The organism is Pyxidicoccus caerfyrddinensis (assembly GCF_010894405.1).
Classification (GTDB): domain Bacteria; phylum Myxococcota; class Myxococcia; order Myxococcales; family Myxococcaceae; genus Myxococcus; species Myxococcus caerfyrddinensis.
Map to the genome: position 1 here is coordinate 26051 of NZ_JAAIYA010000013.1, position 18975 is coordinate 45025.

Genomic DNA, 18975 nt, shown 5'->3' on the forward strand with positions numbered 1-18975 from the left:
ATCTCCCCCGTTGCAACTGGAGGAAAGCTCCATGGCCATCCGTCCGTGTCGCCCGCTGCCGGTCACCCTCTGTCTGCTGGTCCTTGCCCTCGCTGGCTGTGGCACCGGGCTTCACGATGCGGACGGGTCCCCGGAGCCCTCCTCGCAGGTCGCGGAAATCCGCATCGCCAACTCGCTGACCACGGACGCGCTGGTCCTCAACGCCCTCTCCGCCAACCCGACGTCCAACGGGCTGCTGGCGTCCAACGCGCTCACGTCGCTCTTCGGTCCGACGGCCATCTCGGGCCCCGCTCACATCCGCCTGCAGCTCCAGGACCCGGACGCGCAGAAGTTCATGGAGTACCTGGTGGGCTGCGCGCTGCCCGCGGGAGACATCCTGGAGTGGTATGACCCGCGGGCGGCGTCGGCCGGTCCCAGGAAGTGGTACGGCAAGGCGGGCCTGTGCCCCGACTGGGCCACCAGCGCGCCCACCGGAGAATGCAAGCGTCTGGTGTCCGCGTGCATCCTCGCGCGCAACAACGCGCTGGGTCGGCGCGTGGAGTTGTCCATCCGGGGCGAGCACTGGACGGGCCCGGGCGTCTTCACGATGGAGCCGGTGACGCGTCCGGCGGAGCAGGACCCGAACCCGCTGGTGGCGCTGAACAGCTTCACGCCCTGCGCCGGAACGCAGACCGGGGCGGCGCGCGACTGCGGCTGGAAGGCGGACGCCATCGGCTCCTGCACGCCGGGCTCGCAGGTGTGGGTGGGCGCGGGTGGCCCCACCTCCTGCCCCGGGCCGGGGCTGGGCTCCAGCACGGGCGGGCAGATGGTGCTGCGCGTCTGCGACGGCATCGTCGGGTGTGACCACCTGGGGGGCCGCTTCGTCACCGAGGCCGTCGGGAGCTGCGCCGGGTCCGCGCCGGTGACGTCCTTCACCTGTCCCTACCAGGGCAACCCCACCACTGCCTGGTTCAGCGTGATGACCGCGCCGTGGAGCTCGCTGGACACGACGTCCTCGGCGACGGTGGCGGTGAGCTCGAGCGCCGGTGCGCAGTACAACCTGTCCGAGCAGCAGGTGTACGGCATGCGCGAAGGCGCCTTCTACGGCAACCTGTTCGACCCGGTGGCGCTGCACCCGCAGGTCAACGTGTACGTCGCCCGCGAGGGAGATACCTACACGGTGGTGGGCGACAACGTGCACGTCCAGGGGTCCATCTACCGGAAGATGTTCTCCTGCTACGACCCGAGTTGGTCGTCGGGGGCGGCGTACTCGAGCAACCGCGTCTGCGCGCTGCCGTCGTCCGGCGAGAACTGCGCCGCCACGGTGACGGGCCCGTGCTGGAACTCGAACTCCTCCCCGGGGATGTGCGCCATTCAGGATGGGCCCGACGTCTCGGGCGATGGAGACTTCGAGAAGTGCAAGGACACCCTGGGCAACGTCTGGCGAGAGCCGGTGACCACCTGGCTGAACTCCGCGTGTGACACGGTGCAGTCGGCCACGGGCACGCGCTCGTGCGGGCGGAAGTAACGAGGCACGTTCCGGGAGCGCATGGTGCCAGGCGGAGAAGAGCCACTCTACGGTGAGGAGCTGGGCGCCGGTGCCCTGGTGGGGCACTGGGTGGTGGAGCGCGTCCACTACCGCGGGCCCGTCTCCACGCTCTACCGCGCGAAGGACGTGCGCACCGGCGCGCCCGCGGCTCTCAAGGTCCTGCACCCGCAGTCGGCCACCGCCACCACCGCGCTGCGCCGCTTCCGCCGCGAAGCGGCCACGCTCCAGCGGTTGAGCCACCCGCACATCGTCGAGGTGCTCGGGCACGGAGAGCTGCCGGACGGACGGGCCTTCATCGCCATGGAGTGGCTGGAGGGCAGGGACCTCGCGGCGGAGCTGGCCGCGAGAGGCCCGCTGTCCGCGGACGAGGCGCTGGAGGTGCTGGAGCAGGTGGGCGCCGCGCTGCGGGCCGCGCATGGGGCGGGCGTGGTGCACCGCGACTTGAAGGCGCAGAACGTGGTGCGCCTCTCCGCGAGAGGCGAGGCGCTCCACGTGAAGCTGGTGGACTTCGGCGTGGCCAAGGGGCTGACGCCCGACGCACCCGGCGCGTCCACGCTCACGCATACCGGCGTGGCGCTGGGCACGCCGCTGTCCATGGCGCCCGAGCAGATTCGCGGCGAGCCCCCCGATGCGCGCACGGACCTGTACGCGGTGGGCGTGCTCCTGTTCCAGCTCGTCACGGGACAGCCGCCGTTCCAGGGCGCCACACGGCACGAGGTGGAGGAGCAGCATCTCCATGCGCCACCGCCGCGTCCCGGTGAGCGTGCCCCCGTGCCCGCCGCGCTGGATGCGGTGGTGCTGCGGTGTCTCGGCAAGCGGCGCGAGGACCGCTACCCGGACGTGGACTCGTTGCTGGAAGAGCTGCGCGTCGCGGTGCGCGGCGGGCGGACTCCGGCGAAGGCAGGCGCCGCGGTGGCGCTGTACGCGGAGGCCCGGCTCACGGGCGCACCGGACGCGGCGGCGCTGGAGCGGCTGGACGCGCTGCTGGAGCGGGCCGGGAAGGCGGCGCGGGAGGCGGGGCTGGACGTGAAGGTGGAGGGAAGCGGCTGCGTGCTGGCCCTGGCCGCCCTGCCGGAGGACGAGGCCCGCGAGCGGGCCCTGCGCGAACGGGTGATGGCTTCAGCGCTGGCGCTGGTGACGGACGCGGGCAACCCGGGTGCGGCGGGCAGAGTGGCGCTGGCCGTCACCGTCCATGTGGCCAACGCGGGACTGCTGCACCTGCCGGGCTGGGTGGCGGAGTCGCCGGGCACGGGCCTCGTGGCCACCGAGGCGGCGCTGAAGGACCTGGAGCCGGGCTTCCTCACGGAGCCCGGAGCCGGAGTAGGGCGCTCACGCGTCGTCGGCCGGCACTGACGCACGCATCACCGTGCGCCGCCGGGCCTCACGGCTTGATGCCGTGCCTGCGCAGCAGCCGGTACAGGTGGACGCGGTCCATGCCGGCGGTGACGGCGGCCTGGGCCACCTTGCCCTGGTGCTTCTCCAGCAGGGCACGCAGGTAGCGCCGCTCGAAGTCGTCCACCATGCGACGGCGCTGGTCCGCGTACGGCTGCGAGGGGTCCACCTCCGGCGGGCCACCGTGCAGCGCCTCTTCCTCGGAGAGGTCCACCGCCTCCTCGAACACGAGGCAGCGCTCCAGGTAGTTGCGCAGCTCGCGCACGTTGCCCGGCCACGCCGCGTGCCGCAGCCGCGCGATGAAGTCCGGCGTGCGCAGCGCGGGGGTCCGCTCCCGGTCCGCTCCCAGCAAGTCGAGGATGCCCTCCACCAGCATGGGCAGGTCCTCCGGCCGCTGGCGCAGGGGCGGCAGGGAGATGCGCAGCACCGCCAGCCGGAAGAACAAATCCGAGCGGAACCGTCCCGCATTCACCTCCGCGCGCACGTCGCGGTGCGTGGCGGCGATGAGGCGCACGTCCACCGGTTGGTGCGTGTTGCTGCCCACGCGGCGAATCTCCCGGTTCTCCAGCACGCGCAACAGCTTCGGCTGCAGCTCCGCGGGCAGCTCGCCAATCTCGTCCAGGAACACCGTGCCGCCCACGGCCTCCTCGAAGGCACCCACGCGGCGGTGCAGCGCGCCGGTGAAGGCGCCCTTCTCGTGGCCGAACAGCTCGCTCTCCAGGAGGTGCGCGGGGATGGCGCCGCAGTCCACCACGAGGAAGGGCGCGTCGCGCCGGCGGCTGGCCTGGTGAATCGCCATGGCAGCCTGGCTCTTGCCCGTGCCTGTCTCGCCCTCCAGCAGCACCGTCACGTCGCGGGCCGCCGCGCGCTCCATCATCGCGAAGCACCCGCGCATGGCCACCGACGCGCCCACCAGCGTGCCGAAGCGCGTGTTCTCCGAGAGGGGCAGCCGGTTGCTCTCCGCGCTGAAGTCGAAGCGCAGCACCACGCGTCCCAGCCGCAGCAGGCTGCCGCTGCGCAGCACTCCTTCCACCACCTGCACGCCGTCCACGATGACGCCGTTGAGGCTGTCCAGGTCCTTCACCTGCGGCCCGCGCGGACCGATGCGCACCTCGCAGTGGAAGCGCGACACGGTGGGGTCATCCAGCGTGAAGTCGTTGAGCGGGTGCGAGCCCACCGAGCACGTGTCCGCGGTGGATTCCCACATCGTCCCCGCGCCGGGGCCCTCCGCCACGGTGAGCCGGAAGCGGCGCACGGTGGAGGCGTCATAGGCCCGGCGGGCATGCTCGTACGGCAACGTCACGTGGAGCGCTTCGTCTCCGCCCTCCTCGGCCTCCTGCGTCCAGGGGGGCTCGCCCTTCGCGTCCGGCGAGGTGGAGGGGCCCCGGGGGCGGTCCAGTGCTGACATGAAATTCAAGATATCACGGCCCCTGACCCGCAAGGCCGCCCGCTTCGGAACTGCATGCGGAGCCCGGCACGGCGGTGTCCAGCCGGCCAGGCTCCGCGTCCCCCCTCGGGACAAGCCGTGATGATGGATTCTGGTTGCAGCACGCGTGCCGCGAGCCACCCAGAGGGACGCGCTCACGCCGCGTAACGGAAGGCGCCACAACGGAGCCTCGGGTTGTGACACCAGATGTTACAGCGTTGCATCAGGGCGCGTGAACGACGAGCTCCACCTCCGGGTTCTGCGCGGAGGGGCCGTCAAGCAGCGGGGCGGAGCGCCCGCGCAGGTGCTTGTCGAAGAAGGCGAGCACGTAGGCATTGGTGAGGGAGGATGCGCGCGCTCCGTCGAGCGTCCCCAGCTGGTAGGCCTCGGCCTTCGTGTTCGGCAGGTAGTGCCGCAGGAGCGGCAGGAACAGCCCCAGGTCGGTGAAGGAGAAGTGCCCGGCACCCTGGAGGCTCACGTCATAGCCGGTGGCGCGGAGGTGCTCGAAGAAGCGAGCGCGGCTGGGGTCGGCGGCGGCCTCCTCGCTGTTCATCACCAGGAAGGGGACGCGGACCTCGCCCTCCAGGTCGCCGAAGAACGTCCCATCCAGGTTGAGCCCCGCCCCGACGCGCGCATCCGTGCGGCACGCCTCGCCCGCCGTCGAGCCGCCGAACGAGTGGCCGAACATCCCCACCCGCGACAGGTCGAGCCGTCCGGTGAAGCGCCCCTGCGCATCGCCCTCGTCGAGCCGCACCAACTGGTCGAGCACGAACCGGGCATCCCCCGTCCAGAGGTCCTGCACGCGCCGGTTCAGCGCGGGGTCCGCCGGAGAGATTTCGACGACGTCACCCACCACGCGGCCATCTGGGAAGACGAGCGGGCTGCTGCTCCGCGTATGGGAGATGGCCGCCACCACGTACCCGTGGCTGGCCAGGTCCTCCGCGACACGCGAGCTGAGCGCGCTCGCCGAGCCGTAGCCGTGTGACAACAGCAGCACGGGGAAGCGCTCCGAGCCCTCGGGCAGGGAGGAGCCGCGCACCGCGTTTGCGAGGACGAAGCCGAGGACCTGGGGAGGCAGTCCCCCCAGCGTGGCGAACAGCTCGCCTTCGAGCGGCTGGAGGAAGTACGGCGCGGGCTGCGCCTGGGGCCGCGCCACGGCCGGATACCAGAGGCGCACCTTCAGCTCGCGCCAGTCACCCGGCTCTGGCGTCAGCGACTCCTCGCGCGAGGTGTCGGTCCAGGCATATTCGAGTGTGCCCACCGCGTGGGGGCCCGTCGGCGCGGGAAGCCGCACCACGACGTGCTGGACGTCGTGCACCGCGTCCTGTGCGGAGAGCTCGGCACCGCTCCGCGTCTTCCCGCGGAAGACGACCCGGTGGGTCTCCGGGGTCAGCACGCCCGCCTTCTTCAACGCGGGAACGGAGAACGTCAGCACGGCGTCGAGACGGCCATCTCCGTCCACGTCGCGCACGGTCGCGGCTCCCAGCGCCTGGACCTTCGACTCCTCCTTCGCGTCCCAGAGCGTCGCCTCCGCCGGCTCCAGGTCGCTCACGTCGAGCCCCTCGGCGCCGAGCACCGCCACCTCGAGGTTCCCCGTGCCCGACACGTCGAGGGCATTGGGATACACGCCTGGGAGCACGTCGAGGGCCGCGTTGTCGACCCGGGTGTGCGTCGGGAGGGAGGGCGAATCATCGGGAGGCTTCGTGTCGTCTCCGTCGCAGCCCGTGCCGGCCAGCAGGCTCCACGCCAGCGCGAGCGCGACGCCGGGTCCCTCGATGTGATGACGCCTCGACACCCACGTACGCATGCTTCCTCTTCCTGGCGGCGGGGCCGCCGGCTCTCTCGGACGCGCACGGAACACCGCGGCTCGCGCGTTGTGTCACCGTCACGTGCACGAAAACGCGGCGCGGCATGTTCGTGACGCGGCTGTCACCTGCTCGCGTGGCATCGAGAGGATCTGCTTCACTTCCGCTTTCCCTCCCCGCACACCCCAAGAGGAAGACCGATGCGCTCGCCGCTCCTGAAGTCCTGTCTCGCGATGCTGATGGCCGTGTCCGCCGCATGTGGTGGCGTCACCGAACCCGACGTGTCCCCGACGTCCCCGGTGGGCGAGAGCACGCAGGCCGTGCTCTATCCGCCGGCCGCGCCGGCCAGCGGCAACATCCTGGACAGCACCACGTACATGGGCCGGGTCAACGTCCCCGGCTCCATCCAGGCGCAGTACACCACTTCGCCGCAGTACTTCGGCATCAGCTTCCAGGTGCGCCCCAGCTCCACCGTGAAGCTGGAGGTGACGCACCTGGGCAGCAGCATGTACCTGGACACGGGCCTGTTCCTGTACGGGCCGCGCCAGGCCAACGGCAGCTTCGGCACCACGCTGCTGGCCCAGGATGACGACTCCGGCTACGGCGAGCTCAGCCGCATCTCCTCCGTCAATCTCGCGGGGGGCGAGTACCTCGTCGTCGTGAGCAGCGGCTCCGGCGTGGGCAAGCAGTTCCGCCTCCAGATGGACTGCCTCGCCGGCGGGTGTGTCTCGGCGCCGGCGCCGTCTGGCTATGCGCTGCAGCTCCAGCAGGAGTCCCTGACGCCCGCGCTCGAGGAGACGATGAACGAGGACGTCTACTGGGGCTGCGAGGGCGCGTGCAACGGCTGGCTGACGGCGTACCACTTCGCGTGGCCGTACACGGACCCGCCCACGCTGGCCATGGCCACGCGCACCGTCGAGCAGCAGGCGCACTTCCAGACCTACGGCTACCAGGCCACCGGCACCTTCCCGTACGCGGACCTGGAGCCGAGGCTGCTCCCCATCTTCTCCACGTACGACGTGCCGGAGCAGATGCTCGCCACGTACGGCAACGGGACGGAGAACGTGCAGGTGGCGTCCTACGCCAGCCCGGTGCAGGGCTCGGACTTCAACCTCTTCGTCATCCTGTTCCCGGAGTCACGCAAGGTGCTGGTCCTCGAGCAGGAGCACTTCTGGTGAGGTGACGGCGTCCCGGGTGCCCGTCCTCACGCGGCCGGTGGCTTCCACTGAATCCACCGCAAGTCGCGCACGAACACGGTGTAGAGGACGGGCACCAGCAGCAACGTCAGCACGGTGGCCACGGTGAGCCCGCCAATCTGCGCATAGCAGAGCGGCTGCCACAGCGGCCCGCCGTGCATGGCGAGCGGAATCAGGCCCAGCACGGTGGCGCCCACCGTGACGAGCACGGGCCGCAGCCGCATCAGCCCCGCGTCGAGCAGGGCCTCGCGAAGGGGCTCGCCGCGCTCGTGTGCCTCCTCGATGTAGTCGAACAGCACGATGATGTGGCTGACGATGACGCCCATCAGGCTGATGACGCCGAGGAAGGCCATGAAGCTGAACGGCGCGCCCATGACGGCCAGTGACACCAGCGCGGCCACGGCGCCGAAGGGCAGGGCGGCGAAGACCACCAGCGGCTTGAGGGCGTTCTTGAACTGGACGACCAGCGCCACGTAGATGGCGACGATGAGCATGACGAGCACCACGGCCATGCTCGCGAAGCTCTTCTTCTGCTCTTCCGCCTCGCCGCCCACCTCCAGCGTGTAGCCCGGGGGCAGGCTCTGGCCCAGGGCCTCCAGCTCGGGCTTCGCGGCCTTCATGACCTCGGACGCGAGCACGCCGTGCTGCGGGAAGGTGGCCACGGTGATGGTGCGGAACTGGTTGCGCCGGCGGATCTTCTCCGTCTGGAGCGAGTACGCCACCCGCGACACCTGGCGCAGGGGCACCTTCTGCGGACCGGTGCGCGAGCTGACGTAGAGGTTCTCGATGTCGCCCAGCCGTGCCCGCTCGTCGGAGCGCAGGCGGGCGACGATGTCGATTTGGTGCGTGCCCTCGCGGAGCTGGCCCACGGTGACGCCATTCATGGCGATGGCGGATGACGTGGCCACGTCGAGGTTGGTGACGCCCGCGAGGTTGGCCCGGTCAGGGTCCACCTCCAGCTTCACGGAGAACGTGTCATTGCCCCAGTCGTCCCGGGTGCGGGCCGCGCCCGGGGTGGCCCGGAGGATGGCCTTGGCCTTGTCCGCGATGGCGCGCAACTGGCCGATGTCCTCTCCGGAGATGCGCAGCGACACGGGGATGCCCACCGGCTTGCCCGTCTCCAATTCACGCACGTCGATGCGCGCCCCGGGGATGGTGCGGGACAGGCTTTCTTGAAGAAGGGGCACCAGCTCGCGCGTGTGCTCCTTGTTGCGGACCTGGATGACGAGCTGCGCGTAGTTGAGCTGCTGCTGCTCAGGCGCCACGGAGAACCAGAAGCGCGGGCCACCGCCGCCGACGAACTCCGTCACCGAGTCGAGCACCTCCTCGGGCTTGCCGTCCTCGCCCGCGTGCGTGCGGCCGAACTCGGCAGAGGTCTCCTGGATGACCTGGACTGCCTCGCGCGCCGTGTCCCGCGTGGCCGACAGGGTGGCGTCCTCGGGCAGCCACACGTCCACGTAGGACAGGTAGGAGAGGTCCTTCGGGAAGAAGGCGGAGCGGACCCTGCTCCCCACTGCGCCACCGAGGACCAGGAGCACGAGCGACACGGCGAGCACGGCGAGCCGGTGGTCGATGGCCCACCCGACGACCTGGTAGTAGCGGCGCGCGAAGCCGCGCGAGCGCCGCTCCTCCACGGTGGGTTCCTTGAAGTCCGGCGCGCGGAGGATGGCGGAGCCCAGCAGGGGGATGAACGTCATCGACACGATGCGCGACGCGACGAGCGACAGCGTGAGGACGATGGGCAGCGTGCGGATGAAGCGGCCCGTGTCGCCCGGCAGCGACAGGAAGGGCAGGTAGGCGGCGATGTTGGTGATGGTGGCGAAGAGGATGGCGGTGGCCAGCTTCGTCGGGCCCAGCCACGCGGCCACGCGCGGCTTCCACCCCTGGGTGAGCGAGTGCTTGATGGCGTCACTGGCCACCACCGGGTCGTCCACCAGCAACCCCAGGGCGATGATGAGCGACGCGATGGAGATCTGCTGGAGGTCCACGCCGAACACGTGCATCAGCCCGAACGTCATCGCCAGGGTGATGGGAATCGACAGGGCCAGCAGCAGCGCGGTGCGCCACTCCCAGAAGCCCACCAGCGCGACGAGCACCACCAGGATGATGGCCTCGTAGAGGGACGACATGAAGAGGCTGACGTTCTCCCTGACCTGAAGGGGCTGGTCCGACGTGCGGCGGATGACCAGGTCCTCGGGAAGGAGCTTCTGGACCTGCGCCAGCTCCGCGTCCACGGCGGTGCCGAACTCCGAGATCTGCGCCCCCGGCCGCATGTTGATGGCGAGGGTGATGGCGCGCGAGCGGACGAAGTGGCCCTGTGCGTCGCGCACGTGCAGGTAGTTGAGGAAGCGCGCGGGGCTCTGGTAGTCGCGCCGGACGTCCACCAAATCTCTCAGGTACACCGGCGCCCCGCTGGCGCTGGTGGTGGCTACGATGTCGCCCAGCTGGGACTCGTTGCCCAGCTCGCCCGACGGGTCGATGGTGACGGACTTCCCGCCGACCTCCACGATGCCGCCGGGCGCGGTGATGTTGCGCGCGGAGATGAGGTTCGCGAGCCCGGACTGCTGCAGGCCGTAGGACGCGAGCCGCTCCTGCGAGTACTCCAGGAACACCTTCTCCGGCAGCACGCCCGTGCGCGCCACCTTGGAGACGATGGGCAGCCGCTGGAGGTGGCGCTGGAGCGTGTCGGTGAAGTCGTCGAGCTGGCGGTGGCTGTAGCGGTCTCCCGCGCTCTCCTCCAGGCGGGCCCTGGCGTCGCCGGGCGCGCGCACGACGACGGGGCGCCAGACGTCGGGGTGTAGCTCCGAGAGGCTCAGGTGCTCCTGCGCGAAGCCCCGCAGGCTCGCCAGCAGCGCCTCGTCGGTGAGGGACGTCGCCACGTCGACGCCGATGAAGCCGGGGCTCTGGATGAGCCGGGCGTCGCGCGAGTCGGACAGGCCCTCGAAGTAGCGGCGCGCCTCGTCGCCCAGGCGCTGCATGGACGTGGCGTTGATGTCCGGCGGGAAGCTGACCACCACCGTGGCGCGCGGTCCGGAGGAAGGCGCGGAGGCGCGCACCGCTTCGATGGCCCGGGAGAGGGAGCGCGAGCGCAGCTCCAGCTCCACGTCGTTGACCCGGGGGCTGGCCACGGTGAGCATCAGCGTGGCCGTGTCGCCGAAGTCCTTGAGGAACTGCACCGGGCCGGTGCCGCTCGGCAAATCCCGGAGGCTGTTGAGGCGGCCCTGGATGTCATCGAACTCGCGGGCCCGGTCCGTCACGTCGTCCTTCAGCGTGACGTAGACGACGGACAGGCTGGTGCGACTGATGGACTCCACCTTCTCGACGCTGGCGTTCTCGGCAATCTTCTGCTCGATGCGCCGGGTGACGAGCTGTTCAATCTTCTCCGCCTCGGCGCCGGGCCACACGCACATGGCCACGGCCACGCGCACCGCGATGACGGGGTCCTTCGCCTTCGGCATCTTCAGGTAGCCGTAGACGCCCCACACGAGGGTGAAGGCGAGGAACACCCACGCCACCTGGCGCTGCTCGGTGAAGTAGCGCGCCGTGTTGTGCGTGCTCCGGACCCGCTCCTCGTCTCGGGCGCGCTCCCGTTCCTCATGTGAGCCGCCGCCCTCTGCGGAAGGGGCGCTCACGGAATCACCTCGACCGCCTCACCGTCCGACAGGAGGCTGGCGCCGGTGACGACGATGCGCTCACCGGCCTTCAGGCCCTGCTTCACGGGGATGATGGAGCCCAGGTACTCGCCTGGCTCCACCTCGCGGGTGTGGGCCACGGGCCTGCCGCCCGCGTCGTCGAGGATGAAGACCGCGAACCCCTGCGGGTTCTTCGGAGAGCGCACCACCGCGGACAGGGGGATGAGGAGCTGCGCGGGCGGAGGCGTGCCGTCGTGGTGCAGGGCGAGCGCCGCCACCATGCCGGGCTTCAGGCGCAGGCCCGGGTTGGGGATGGAGACCTCCACCGCGAAGACGCGGCCCTTCGGGTCCGCGGAGGGAGCGATGCGGGAGATGCGCCCCTCGAACGACTCACCCGGGAAGGCCTGGGTGGTCACCGTCTGGAGCGCGCCCAGCCGCACGCTCGGCAGCAGCGTGTCGGGGACGCCGAACACCACCCGGACGCTGCGCGTCTCCGCGACGGAGAGGGCGACGGTGCCGGGCGCGGCGAGGGCGCCCACCTCGACTGCGCGCTTGAGGACGATGCCCTCCAGCGGCGAGCGAATCGTCGCGTCGGCCATGGCCGTGCGCGCCTCGTCGACGCGGGCCCGGGTCGCGGCGCTGGCACCGGCGGCGCTGTCTCGCTGGGTGCGCGCGGTGTCGAGCTGCGCGGGGGTGGCCACCTGCGCGGCCACCAGCTTGCTGGTGCGGTCGAAGTTGAGCTGCGCCTGTTCCTCGGCGGCGCGGGCCTGAGCCAGCGCCGCCTGCGCCTCCGCCAGCTTCTGCGCGAAGTCCGTCTTGCGGAGCGCCGCCAGCTCCATGCCTTCCTTGACGGCGTCGCCCTCCTGCACCAGTCGCCACGCGCCGTCCGCGTCGCGGACCCGGGCGATGGAGTCCACGTAGCCTCCGACCTTGAACGCGAGCTCCACGCGCGTCGCGGGTTGGATCTCCGCGGAGAAACGCGCATCCGAGCGGGCCTCCGCCGTGCCGACGGTGGCCACCTTCACCGCCGTGGCCGGCTGGGGCGGAGGCGGCGTGCGGCCACAGGCGAACAGCGCGACACTCACGGCCGCGAGGGCGGCGGCCTGGGACTTCTTCCACATGGGGCGGACTCCGGAGATGCGGGTGCAGTCACCGCCCGCCGCCTGGCCTCCCGGCGCGAGGCCGGGTGCCAGGCGAGGCGAGATGCTCGGCTCAGAGGACGACGAGCAGGCCCAGCGAGGCCGTGGGGTAGACCTTGCGCAGCTCCAGGTTGCCGGAGCGCACGTCCAGCTCACGCACGTCCGTGAAGGTGAAGCCCGGACCCACGCGCGCCGACAGGCCGATGCGGCCCGAGCCCGGCTGCCACATCATGCCCGCCGCGGGCTCCACGAACGCCGTCGTGGTGGCGCTCTCCGAGGGGCCCTTGCCGGAGCGGCCCACGAACTCCTCCATGCCCAGCGTCAGCCCCACGAAGGGCTTCAGCGTGCCGTTGGCGAAGGCGCCCACCGTGTAGCGGCCGTCCATGCCCACCGCGTAGTTCAGCTTCACCTCGCTGGCGCCCACGCCGTCGAAGCGCGTCTTCGTCCCCAGTGAGTTGCCCCACTGGCCGGCGCGCCCCATCAGGCCGAAGGAGAACGGCCCCGACATGGAGGGCGCGATGTCCAGGCGCACGCCGTACATGGACCCGTCCAGCGCGGGCGGCGACACCTCCAGGAGGACCGCGCCCCGGCGCTCGCGCTCCCGGCCGGGAATCTGCTCGCCGGAGTCGTCCGCGAACGCGGGCGCCGCCAGCAGGGGAACCATCATCAGGACGGCCTTGGACACCTTCACGACATTCAGGGACGAGACGCTCATGGCTTTCCTCCAGGCTTTAGTCGTTCGACTAAATTAGCTACACGACTAACTAAGGCCGCTGACGCGTGTTGTCAAGACGGCCTGTCTGGAGGGCGTGTCCCTTGCGGGCCTACATCGTCTGACCTATGGGAATGGCATGGCCCGTCCACGCAGCGGCTCGAAGACGCCTGCCTCCTCGCCGGAACCCGACGCCCGGGAGCGGCTCATCACCGCGGGGTACCGCGTGCTCTCCGAGCGCGGGTACGACGCGGCGACGGTGAAGGAGGTGGCGCGCGAGGCCGGAGTCAATCAGGGCCTGGTGCACTACTACTTCGGCAGCAAGGACGCGCTGCTGCTGGCCGTCGCGAAGGAGGCCCGTCAGCAGTACCTCGACGAGCTGAAGCGGCTGCGCCAGGAGACGCCGCACGAGCAGCTCGCCGCCGCGAGCTTCGCGTGGGGCGAGAAGCTGCTGAAGGAGACGCCGGAGCAGTTCCGCGTGCGCTACGAGCTGTTCGCCATGGGGCTGCACAACAAGGAGCTGAAGCCCGCGGTGGCGGAGATGCTGCAATGCGTGGGCGACGAGGTGGCGCTCACCGTGGCGGCCGTCCGCCATGGCGAGGGCGCGAAGCCCGAGCCGCTGGACTACCACTACGCCGCCATCATCAAGGCGTGTGTGGACGGGCTGTCGCTGCACCACCTGCTGGACGAGCACTTCGACCCCGCGCCTGTCTACGCGCTCTTGAGCCGCATCGTCCTGGAGAGCCAGGGGATTACAGCGGGAAAGAAGCCCCCGGCGCGCAAGACGAAGGGGCAGGCGCGGCGGGGGAAGGTGCCCGCACCGCGCCGGGGGGCTTCGCGCAAGCCGCGCTCCCGCTGACTCTCAGAGCGTGGTGGGCTGCCCGGGCGTGAGGATGCGCACGCGCTTGTCACCGGCGAAGGCGGCGCGGACCTCGGGCTCCTCCGCGAGCGGCTCGAAGGTGCCGAAGTGCATGGGGATGATGAGGGACGGGCGGAAGTACTTCTTCACGGCGAGCGCCGCCGTCTTCGGATCCAACCCCCAGCGGCCGCCGCCGGTGGTGAGCAGGATGATGTCCGGGTGGTACAGCTCCTGGATGAGGGACATGTCCCCGAAGAGCCACGTGTCACCGGTGTGGTACAGCGAGCGCCCGTCGGCGAACGTCACCACGTAGCCGAGCGGCCGGCCTCCGGGCTCCGTCGAGTGCATCGCCGGCACCGTGTGCACCGTGACGTCACCGAGGCGGAACGAGCCGCCCACGTTGACGCTGTGCTGCTGGGCCTCGGGAATCTTCATGGCGCGCAGGTGCTCGCCGGTGCTGACGACGAGCGCGCCGCTGATGCGGGCCAGCTCGGGCACGTCGGGCGCGTGGTCTCCGTGCGCGTGGGTCACCAGGATGGCCGCGGGCTTGTCACCGTCCCGGCCAAAGCGGGCCAGTTCCTTCCACGCGGCGGGAGTCTTCGGGTTGTCCGAGAGCCACGGGTCGAGGAGGAGGCGCGTGCCTCCGGGGGAGACGACCTCGAAGGCCGCGTGTCCGAGCCATGTCAGCCGAGGGCCACCGGAAGCCCGTGCCTGGGTGCCGCCGTCCGCGGGCTTGGGCGCCTGCGCGAAGACGGGGGCCGCCAGCAGGCATGCGGCCAGGAGCAGGGAATCGAGAACAGGGATGCCACGCATCGTTACTCCACGTCGAAGAAGGCCGCGCGCATCCACGGCGCACGGCGAGGTCCTGGACGGGAGGAATAGAGGGGCGGGAGCGGGGCGCGCTTGGGCGTTATTGACTGCGCTCAGCTCACCGTGAGGATGAAGTTCTTGTCGTTGTTGTCCGGGGTGATGGTGATGCTCCCGTTCGGGTTGGCGAGGGTTACCGTCTGCGTGGTGATGCCGTTGGCGATGGCGTAGCACTGCCACTGCTGCGCCGTGCTCACCACGGTGTTGTTGTGTTCGTCCACCACGGTGACGATCTGCACCGGCGTACCTGGCTGGGTGATCGTGAACTGCACCGGGTTGCGCCAGGTGTTCTCGCACACCAGCGCGGAGGGCCTGGTGCCGGGGGCCTGCACGAGCTGGAAGTCGTAGAAGCCGTGCTCCGTCAGCACCTGCGCTGTCAGCGTAGCGGACGTGGCGTTGAAGGAGAGCGTGTTGGACGTGAGCGAGAAGTCGCCCATCGAGGTGGAGGCCTGCACCTGGTAGTTCGTCGTCGTGGGAATGGAGGCCTGCCCACCGGCGTGGACGCCGATGCGGGCAATCTGGTTGCTGCCCTGGGACAGGCGGAACTCCACGGTGGGGACATTGGACGCGGGGACGTTGTTGACGAGCTTGATGGCGGACATCGGTCGCTCCTGGCTCAGTGCTTGTGACGGTGGTGAAGGTCTGACACGTGCGGATGCTCGTGGGTGACGGGCTCGTGCTGATGCGGGTGGCTGTGGGGCTTCGTCGGGTCGGTGCCCGGTGGGTGCGGGTGCTGATGGTGCTCGTCGTGGACGTGCACGTGCTCGTGTTCCAGCGGCTGATGCGTGTGCGTGTGGCTGTGTCGCTCGCGCAGCAGCAGGACAACCCCCGCGGCCATCAGCACGCCGGCCAGCAGGTCCAGGGGACGCGGCCGCTCGCCGAGGAGGGGCACGGCCACCAGGGCACCGACGAAGGGCGCCGTGGCGAAGTACGCGGCCTCACGCGCCGCGCCCAGCAGTCGCAGGGCATATGCGTCGAGGACGATGGACAGTCCATAGCTGGCGGAGCCGAGCAGCAGCGCCGCGCCCAGCACGAAGGCGGCGGGGAAGGGTTGCCCGGTGAGCCACGCGAGCACGAGCGTGCACGCACCAGCGCCGAGGGCTTTGGTTCGCACGAGGGCGACAGGGTCCTTCAGCGACAGCCGTTGGGTGAGGTTGTTGTCCACGGCCCAGGCCAGACACGCTCCGGCCAGTGACAGCACGCCCAGCGCGTCTCCGTGCAGGTCTCCCTCTTGGATGCCCAGCACCGCGGCGCCCGCCATGACGAAGCCGGCCGCCAGCGCACCGGCACGGCCCAGGTGTTCACCGAAGACGAGCAGCGCCAGGAGGATGGTGAACGGCCCTTCGAGGTTGAGCAGCAGCGAGGCGGCGACGCCCGACAGCCGCTGCAGGCCCACCAGCATCAGCACCGGGCCCAGCACGCCTCCGCAGAGGATGACGCCCAGCAGCAGCGGTACGTCCTTGCGCCCGAGGCGGGCCTCCCGCGCGGAACCGGAGGCCCGACGCAGCCGGCGCGCCGCCCCGACGACGGAGAGCCCCAGGCCGCCGCCCAGGTAGAGGAGCGAGGCCAGCACCAGCGGGGTGCTGGAGGGCAGCAGCAGCTTGGCCACGGGCGCACTGAGCCCGAAGAGCGTCGCCGCGCCCAGGCCCAACACGGCCCCCTTCACCGCTGGCGACATCGACACGGTGCCTCCTCCGCATCCATTCCGGTCGCTCTACTGCCGCACGGCCCGGGCATATTGTCCTGGCGTGAGTCCGACGATGCGCTTGAAGTGGCGGTTGAGTTGGCTCTGGTCGTAGAGGCCCACCTCGGCGGCGACGTCTCCGGCCGCCATGCCCTGGGACAGCAGCGTCCGGGCCCGCGCCACGCGCAGGTGCGTGACGTAGTCATGGGGCGGCAGGCCGAACTCCGCGCGGAACACGCGCAGCAGGTGGAAGCGATTCAGGCCCACGCTGCTCGCGAGCGCGTCCAGGCCCACGTTCTCCGTGACGCTCGCGCGCAGGAAGTCCCGCGCGCGCAGCGCCGCGGGCCGGTGCTCGGGACAGTCCGAGGAAGGGGAGCGCTCCGCGTACTCCGTGAGCAGCGCGTCGAGTGTCTCCGCCAGCAGCGACTCGCACTCCAGGCGGTTGGATGAGCGGCGTGAGAGTGCCGCGTGCAGGGCCAGTGCAGCGGACTCGCACCGCCCCGTGCCCCGGCTCAGCGCGGTGCTCAGGTGGGGCGACGCGGGGAGGCAGAGCAGCCTCGCGGCCTCGCCCACCAGCCGGGGCGCGAAGGCCACGGACTGCGCCGTGACGGGCGCGTGCACGCGGACATCGCGGTGGACCTCGCCCGGCTCCTTGAGCTTGAGCTGCCTGCCGGGGCCATGCGTCCACACGCGCTTGCGGTACCAGAAGTCGAAGGCGCCCGCGTGCGTCACGGTGATGCCGTACTGGACGGAGTGGCCGGACCACAGCCGCGTGTCTTCCTCCACGCGCACCACCTGCACGTCCGGCAGCAGGGGCGGGCGCCAGAGGGTCACGGTGGGAACGGGAGCACTCCGCATGCCTGGCAGGGTAGCGAATTTCCAAGCTCGCGGCGCGGCGGCCATGCTTGCCTGTGGCTTGCGAGGAGGCACGGAACCATGGCGACACGGGGCACGCGGAGCACGACACGCAAGGCCAGCAAGCCGGGACTGACGTTCGATGCGGTGCGCGAGCTGGCCCTGGCGCTGCCCGGCATGGAGGAGGGCACGTCCTACGGCACGCCCTCCTTCAAGGTGCGCAAGAAGTTCATCGCGCGGCTCCATCCGGACGGGGAGTCCCTCGTCCTCAAGGTGGACCCGGAGGCCCGCGAGGTGCTCACCCGCGCCGAGCCGGAGACGTTCTTCATCACCGAACATTACGCCGGCTACCCCGAGTACCTGCTCGTCCGCTTGTCGAAGGTCCGCCGCGAGCTGCTCGCGAAGCTCGTCGAGGAGGCCTGGCGCAAGGCCGCCTCCAAGCAGCATCTGGAGGCGCGGGCGAAGCAACCTGGATGACGCGCCCGGGCGCGCGGCTGTCTCCACGCCAACACCCCACTTCCCTTCACGTTCGGAGGACCTCCGCGCCCGACACGTGATAACGACGCGAGAAAGCGCGAGGGCCGGCGTATGCTGGCCGGTCTGACCGAACGGGGAGGCAGGACATGGCTGGAGCGGCAGGTGGCCAGGGTGAAGGCAACGGGCGCATCAACACGCCCGCCGAGGGGGCCTTGCGGGCGGTGCGGTCGCTGGTGGAATTGCAGGAGACGGACCGCGCTACACAGCTCTACGAAGAGCTGGGCGCCGCGCAGCGCGAGCGCCTGAGGCGCGAGGCCGCCCAGCGGCCCGTCAAGGAGCGGCGCGGCCTCGTGGAGGTGCTGCGGCGCGCGAGGGACTTCCTCGGCGCGGCCCGGCTCATGGACGGAGACGGCGAGGACGCCACCGTCGCGGACCTCTACGTCCAGAGCGGACAGTACCTGGAGGCCGCCGAGGCCTACCTGCGCGCCAATGAGTCGGAGCGCGCCGCCGCCGCCTTCGAGCGCGCCGGGGCGCTGGAGCGTGCGCTCGACGTGTACCGGGGCCTGGGCGCGCGCGAGTCCATGGCGCAGTGCCTGGTGCGGCTGGGCCGGCCCTTCGAGGCGGCGGACCTCTACCGCGAGCTGGGCCAGGCCCACGCGGAGGTGGAGGCGCTGGGTGGAGTGAAGGCGGAGGACTCGCGGTACGTGGAGGCCGTGCTGCGTATCAGCACGCTGCTGGACGCGGAGGGCTTCACCCACCGCGCGCTCGCCGTGCTGGCGGACGCGCTGAGCAGCTCGGAGGAGGCGCGCGCCGACCCGACCCTGGTGACGGAGAAGGCGCGGCTGTTGCGCCGCATGGGCATGGAGGCGGAAGCCGAGGCCATGCTGCTGCGCCGCTCGGCGGGCGCGTCCGCCCCTGCGGCCAATGGCTACCGCTTCCTCAAGGCCATCCCCATCTTCGGCGAGCTGTCGCTGGAGGACATGAAGGACCTCTACCGGCTCGCCCGTCAGGTGGTCATCGCCCCCGGCACGGTGCTCCTGGAGAAGGGCACTCCGGGCACGGGCCTCTTCGTGCTCCTGGACGGCATGGTGGACGTCTTCACCAGCCCCGATGACGATGCCCGGCACCTCAACACGCTGGGGCCCGGCGAGTACCTCGGGGAGATTTCCCTGGTGCAGGACGCGTCCATCTCGGCGCACGTCCGCGCCCGGACGTCCGTGCGGGCGCTGCGCATCAGCCGCTCCGACTTCGAGCACTACCTGGACACCCACGAAGCGGCCGCGCTGCGCATCTACCGGCTCTTCACGCAGAACCTCGCCGCGCGCGTCCGCGCCCTGAGCACCTGAGGCGGCCTGCGGGCACGCCGTCGTGATACTCCAGGCTCCCTTTCTTCATTCGAGGCA

At 70.8% G+C, this 18975-nt stretch carries 15 protein-coding genes; 6 read left to right on the forward strand and 9 right to left on the reverse strand.

The window, feature by feature from the left end:
• Positions 1-31: 31 nt before the first annotated feature.
• Positions 32-1507: a hypothetical protein gene (locus tag G4D86_RS29330; protein ID WP_163997371.1), complete on the forward strand. Its 1476-nt coding sequence runs from the start codon at positions 32-34 to the stop codon at positions 1505-1507.
• A gap of 21 nt (positions 1508-1528) precedes the next feature.
• Positions 1529-2881 (forward strand): serine/threonine-protein kinase, encoded by a 1353-nt coding sequence (locus tag G4D86_RS29335; protein ID WP_163997372.1) that lies wholly within the window; start codon positions 1529-1531, stop codon positions 2879-2881.
• A 28-nt stretch (positions 2882-2909) separates the two neighbouring features.
• On the opposite strand, the gene G4D86_RS29340 is transcribed toward G4D86_RS29335, so the two are convergent.
• Both G4D86_RS29340 and G4D86_RS29345 read right to left on the reverse strand, forming a co-directional pair.
• Positions 2910-4328, reverse strand: a complete 1419-nt coding sequence (locus G4D86_RS29340; protein ID WP_163997373.1) for a sigma 54-interacting transcriptional regulator — start codon at positions 4326-4328, stop codon at positions 2910-2912.
• 241 nt (positions 4329-4569) lie between these two features.
• Positions 4570-6153, reverse strand: a complete 1584-nt coding sequence (locus G4D86_RS29345) for an alpha/beta hydrolase family protein (protein WP_163997374.1) — start codon at positions 6151-6153, stop codon at positions 4570-4572.
• Between the two features lie 198 nt (positions 6154-6351).
• On the opposite strand from G4D86_RS29345, the gene G4D86_RS29350 reads away from it, so the two are divergent.
• Positions 6352-7329: a hypothetical protein gene (locus G4D86_RS29350; protein ID WP_163997375.1), complete on the forward strand. Its 978-nt coding sequence runs from the start codon at positions 6352-6354 to the stop codon at positions 7327-7329.
• 26 nt (positions 7330-7355) lie between these two features.
• Here the strand turns inward: G4D86_RS29350 and G4D86_RS29355 are convergent, their stop codons facing one another.
• From G4D86_RS29355 to G4D86_RS29365, 3 genes are all read right to left on the reverse strand, one after another.
• Positions 7356-10979, reverse strand: coding sequence for an efflux RND transporter permease subunit (locus tag G4D86_RS29355; RefSeq protein ID WP_163997376.1), 3624 nt, complete (start codon positions 10977-10979; stop codon positions 7356-7358).
• The gene (locus G4D86_RS29360; protein WP_163997377.1) at positions 10976-12100 is read right to left on the reverse strand and encodes an efflux RND transporter periplasmic adaptor subunit; all 1125 of its coding nucleotides are present in this window, start codon (positions 12098-12100) and stop codon (positions 10976-10978) included. Before G4D86_RS29360 ends, G4D86_RS29355 begins: the two co-directional genes overlap by 4 nt.
• A 91-nt stretch (positions 12101-12191) precedes the next feature.
• Entirely contained in the window at positions 12192-12833 is a 642-nt protein-coding gene (locus G4D86_RS29365) for a hypothetical protein (RefSeq protein ID WP_163997378.1), read from the reverse strand.
• A gap of 136 nt (positions 12834-12969) precedes the next feature.
• On the opposite strand from G4D86_RS29365, the gene G4D86_RS29370 reads away from it, so the two are divergent.
• A complete protein-coding gene (locus G4D86_RS29370; protein ID WP_163997379.1) occupies positions 12970-13689 on the forward strand; it encodes a TetR/AcrR family transcriptional regulator in 720 nt (239 codons plus the stop codon).
• Positions 13690-13692: 3 nt separating this feature from the next.
• Here the strand turns inward: G4D86_RS29370 and G4D86_RS29375 are convergent, their stop codons facing one another.
• The 4 genes from G4D86_RS29375 to G4D86_RS29390 form a co-directional block, all read right to left on the reverse strand.
• On the reverse strand, positions 13693-14502 hold the full coding sequence (locus G4D86_RS29375) for a metal-dependent hydrolase (RefSeq protein ID WP_163997380.1): 810 nt from the start codon (positions 14500-14502) through the stop codon (positions 13693-13695).
• Between the two features lie 110 nt (positions 14503-14612).
• Entirely contained in the window at positions 14613-15158 is a 546-nt protein-coding gene (locus G4D86_RS29380) for a hypothetical protein (protein WP_163997381.1), read from the reverse strand.
• A gap of 14 nt (positions 15159-15172) precedes the next feature.
• Positions 15173-16234 (reverse strand): DMT family transporter, encoded by a 1062-nt coding sequence (locus G4D86_RS29385; protein ID WP_163997582.1) that lies wholly within the window; start codon positions 16232-16234, stop codon positions 15173-15175.
• Positions 16235-16270: 36 nt separating this feature from the next.
• Positions 16271-17074, reverse strand: coding sequence for a helix-turn-helix domain-containing protein (locus G4D86_RS29390; protein WP_163997382.1), 804 nt, complete (start codon positions 17072-17074; stop codon positions 16271-16273).
• 102 nt (positions 17075-17176) lie between these two features.
• Between G4D86_RS29390 and G4D86_RS29395 the strand changes: the two genes are divergently transcribed.
• Complete coding sequence (locus G4D86_RS29395) at positions 17177-17572, forward strand: MmcQ/YjbR family DNA-binding protein (RefSeq protein ID WP_163997383.1); 396 nt, start codon at positions 17177-17179, stop codon at positions 17570-17572.
• A gap of 146 nt (positions 17573-17718) precedes the next feature.
• A complete protein-coding gene (locus G4D86_RS29400) occupies positions 17719-18918 on the forward strand; it encodes a cyclic nucleotide-binding domain-containing protein (protein ID WP_163997384.1) in 1200 nt (399 codons plus the stop codon).
• Positions 18919-18975 lie beyond the last annotated feature (57 nt).